The organism is Neobacillus drentensis (assembly GCF_036962765.1).
In the GTDB taxonomy this organism is placed as follows: Bacteria; Bacillota; Bacilli; order Bacillales; family Cytobacillaceae; genus Neobacillus; species Neobacillus drentensis_C.
In genome coordinates, this window is record NZ_JBALOS010000263.1 from 1 (window position 1) to 3,795 (window position 3,795).

The 3,795-nt window shown below is 35.1% G+C and carries 2 protein-coding genes and 2 pseudogenes; all 4 read left to right on the forward strand.

What is annotated here, in order from left to right; all coding sequences use genetic code 11:
- Positions 1–195: 195 nt before the first annotated feature.
- Positions 196–456 (forward strand): annotated as a pseudogene (locus tag V7137_RS30800) (YitT family protein); the annotation flags it as partial.
- A 624-nt stretch (positions 457–1,080) separates the two neighbouring features.
- Complete coding sequence (zwf, locus tag V7137_RS25930) at positions 1,081–2,538, forward strand: glucose-6-phosphate dehydrogenase (protein WP_335700744.1); 1,458 nt, start codon at positions 1,081–1,083, stop codon at positions 2,536–2,538.
- A 47-nt stretch (positions 2,539–2,585) separates the two neighbouring features.
- Positions 2,586–3,478 (forward strand): annotated as a pseudogene (gene gnd / locus V7137_RS25935) (phosphogluconate dehydrogenase (NAD(+)-dependent, decarboxylating)).
- A gap of 125 nt (positions 3,479–3,603) precedes the next feature.
- Positions 3,604–3,783: a hypothetical protein gene (locus V7137_RS25940; protein ID WP_335700745.1), complete on the forward strand. Its 180-nt coding sequence runs from the start codon at positions 3,604–3,606 to the stop codon at positions 3,781–3,783.
- Positions 3,784–3,795: the final 12 nt, after the last annotated feature.

Genomic DNA, 3,795 nt, shown 5'->3' on the forward strand with positions numbered 1-3,795 from the left:
CAATAAAAGTACGCACTTTTATTTTACATAGTGCTAAAAAGTATACTATAAGACAAACGGCTTATATAGTCTTACTATTAACTTTAAAAGAAACAATGCACCATTCCACATGGCCTATTTTCTGTATAAGTTGCTTGATAATTGCCCAATTGTCATTGTTGATGTTGTTTATAAAAATCTCTTATTAATAAAGACATTTCTATTGTCTTTTCACTAGAAAAAGCCATGCTGTCACTTGCCGTGTATTATATTGTTGCAAAAATGATTAATTATGTTTTGGATGGATTTAATCATGGGAAATCTGTCATGATCATTACAGAAAAACCGGACGAAATTGGTGAAAGGATAATCAAAGAATTAAATATGAGTATTACCTATTTATATGGTGAAGGTGGATTTTTAAGTAAAAAGAAGAAAATAATCTATTGTATAACCAATCCATTTATTTATTCGAAATAAAAAAGGGTTATATTGTCAGTTGATCCTAATGCAATTATGGAGGCTTCTTATGTGTGAGACATCCGGTTTAGATAGCTCGCTTATTACGCCAAAAGCTTCAACACATAAAGAATACTGTTCTCAACAAAATTTATTTGTGGCCAGGGAGAGGATGCTCACCCTGGCTTTTTAATTTATTTAACACAAAAATGATGAGTTTATTTCCTTTAGTATACATTTTGTTATTATGTTATTTTTTTATCACTATTTAAATAAAATGTGCGTACTTCCATTTAAAATATGTAGGTATTATACTTACATCTTGTTGCAAAATTGGATTCACGAAATACTGTGGTTATTGATCAGTCATCTGATCTTCCGCATTCAGTTTACTACATTGAAAGGGTGAATAGTATGTTCGGGTTACATGCAAAGCATCACAAAGTTTGATCAAGATGCCTAACCTTCACATCGAATAATGGTTATTGTCCAAAAAGAGTCATTCGCATTTTAGGGACATCATTATGACGGTCCAATCAGGTTCAAATAAAACTATGGCTAAGCCAGGGATTGGCTATCAAGAGTTATAGTAGTTTTTTAAGAAAGGCATAAGTGAAATTATTAATTTTGGAGGTATGTAAAATGGAGGCAATGACATTTGTCTTATTTGGGGCGACAGGGGACTTAGCAAAAAGAAAAATCTTCCCGGCTCTATATAATTTATTTTTGGATCAAAAATTACCTCTGCCCATCTCAATTATTGGGGTGGGCAGAGGAGATTTATCAGATACTGATTTCCAAAACCATGTGGAAGATTCCTTAAAAACATTTTCTAGACGATCACTAAATGACGATTTAAACCTTGAAGTGTTTATCCGTGCCTTTCGGTATAGCCATGTAGATGCAATCAAGGCTGAAGGATATAAAGGATTACTTGAACTCGTTAAACAACGTGAAGAAGAATTGAATATTCCAGAAAATCGTATGTTCTACCTATCTGTTGCTCCAGAGTTTTTTGATGTGATTGCTTTCAACATTAAAGAGAGTGGTCTAAGTTCTACTAAAGGTTGGAAACGTCTAATTATCGAAAAACCGTTTGGACATGACTTAAAATCGGCTCAAGAATTAAACGATAAACTAAGTAAAGCTTTTGATGAAGAAGAAATTTTTCGCATCGACCACTATCTTGGAAAGCCGATGGTACAAAACCTGGAAGCGTTAGGATTTGCAAATCCAGTGCTTCAAGCATTATGGAACAACCAATACATTGCAAATGTGCAAATTACTGCAAGCGAAACAGTTGGGGTTGAAGAGAGAGCTGGTTATTATGATCAAGCTGGGGCTATTCGCGACATGTTTCAAAATCATATGCTGCAAATGTTGATGATGACAGCAATGCAGCTGCCAAAACAAATTAGTGCAGAAGAGATCCGCAATGAAAAGAGAAAAGTAATAGAATCACTTCGTCCATTAAAGAAAGAGGATGTGGTGAATCATGTGATTCGAGGTCAATATGGTCCTGGTGAAATCCAAGGTAAACCAGTTGTTGGGTATACAAGAGAACCTGAAGTTGCTCCTTCTTCTTTAAATGACACATTTGTGGCTGTCCGTCTATGTGTGGATGATGATTTTTGGAGAGGGGTTCCTTTCTATATCCGTACAGGAAAAAGAATGACAGAGAAATCCACCCGAATTGTGATTGAATTCAAAAATACTTTAAAGGATTTGTATAGGACTCAAGAGGAAGAAACTGCGCCAAATCTTTTAGTGATTGAAATCAATCCAAACGAAAGTGTTTCATTACAATTAAATAGTAAAAACCCATTAAACAATGGAAAAATCGAACCAGTCAATGTTGATTTTTCTGCTAAACAAGCAGATGTTCCTGAAGCGTATGAGCTTTTAATTTACGATGCAATGCGTGGCGACTCAACATTCTTTGCACTTTGGAAAGAAGTGGAGTTGTCTTGGAAATGGGTACAGCCAATCTTAGAGGCTTTTGAGGAAAATACAATTCCCCTTCAATTATATCCATCCGGGTCAATGGGACCAGATGCTTCCTACCAATTATTGGCAGAGGAAGGATATAAATGGTGGTAGTAATAAAAGATGCAGAATATTTTTAGATTATTAAGGAGGAAATGAACATGAAAGTTGGATTAATTGGTTTAGGAAAAATGGGATTAAACTTAGGTCAAAATTTAATTGATAACAAGCACGAAGGAGTAGCTTTCGATGTAATGGAAGTGCCGTTGAAGAAATGAAGAAATACGGTGCTCAAGGTACATCTGATTTAAAAGAACTTGTTGAATCATTAGAAAAACCAAGAGTTGTATGGATTATGGTTCCGCATGCTGTGGTAGATTCAGTAATTGATGAAATGACACCATTATTAGGCACTGGAGATATCGTAATTGAAGCTGGAAATTCTCACTATAAGGAATCCATTCGCCGATATAACCAGCTAAAAGAAGTAGGAATTCACTTTATGGATGCCGGTACTTCTGGTGGAATGGAAGGTGCTCGTAATGGAGCATCTTATATGATTGGTGGAGACCCTGAAGCCTGGAGCATCGTGGAACCTATTTTCAAGGATACAGCTGTCGAAAACGGATTTATCTATGCTGGTAAAGCAGGGAGCGGTCATTTCTTAAAAATGGTTCACAATGGAATTGAATACGGTATGATGGCAGCGATTGGTGAAGGATTCGAGGTATTAGAAAAAAGCAAGTTCGATTTTGACTACGAAAAAGTGGCTAGAGTGTGGAATAACGGCTCAGTTATTCGTTCATGGCTCATGGAGTTGACTGAACGTGCATTTACAAAAGATGCAAAGCTAGATGAAATTAAAGGGATTATGCACTCTTCTGGTGAAGGGAAATGGACAGTTGAAACAGCTTTAGATTTACAAGCAGCCACTCCTGTTATCGCAATGTCTCTTTTGATGCGTTACCGTTCATTAGACAGCGATACTTTTACAGGTAAAGTGGTAGCTGCATTAAGAAACGAATTTGGTGGACATGTTGTTGAAAAAAACTAACAGAATTACATCTGTCACATTTAATAGAAAAAGAGTCAATAAAAATAGGTGAAGAAAAATAGCTCATTATTTGTGAAATGGTAATGAAAACAATGTATATGATGATAGAAAAGGATGTGAAGTTCATGAATGTATTGGATGCAAAAATGATAAATACTCAGTATGGTATAGAAACTTATCTAGATCTATTGAAAAATGTTGAAGTGAAAGACATTCAATATGTTACAGAGACAGCTTCTTTTTACGAAATCACTATAGGTGTAGAGTATTTTCGGTTAAGAAATGAAAATTATTATAATAGTTAAAAGAGATATTTT

Bases quoted from the DNA above. Each gene is read 5' to 3' on its own strand.
- V7137_RS25940 (WP_335700745.1), top strand. From the start codon at position 3,604: ATGAATGTATTGGATGCAAAAATGATAAATACTCAGTATGGTATAGAA.
- zwf (WP_335700744.1), top strand. From the start codon at position 1,081: ATGGAGGCAATGACATTTGTCTTATTTGGGGCGACAGGGGACTTAGCA.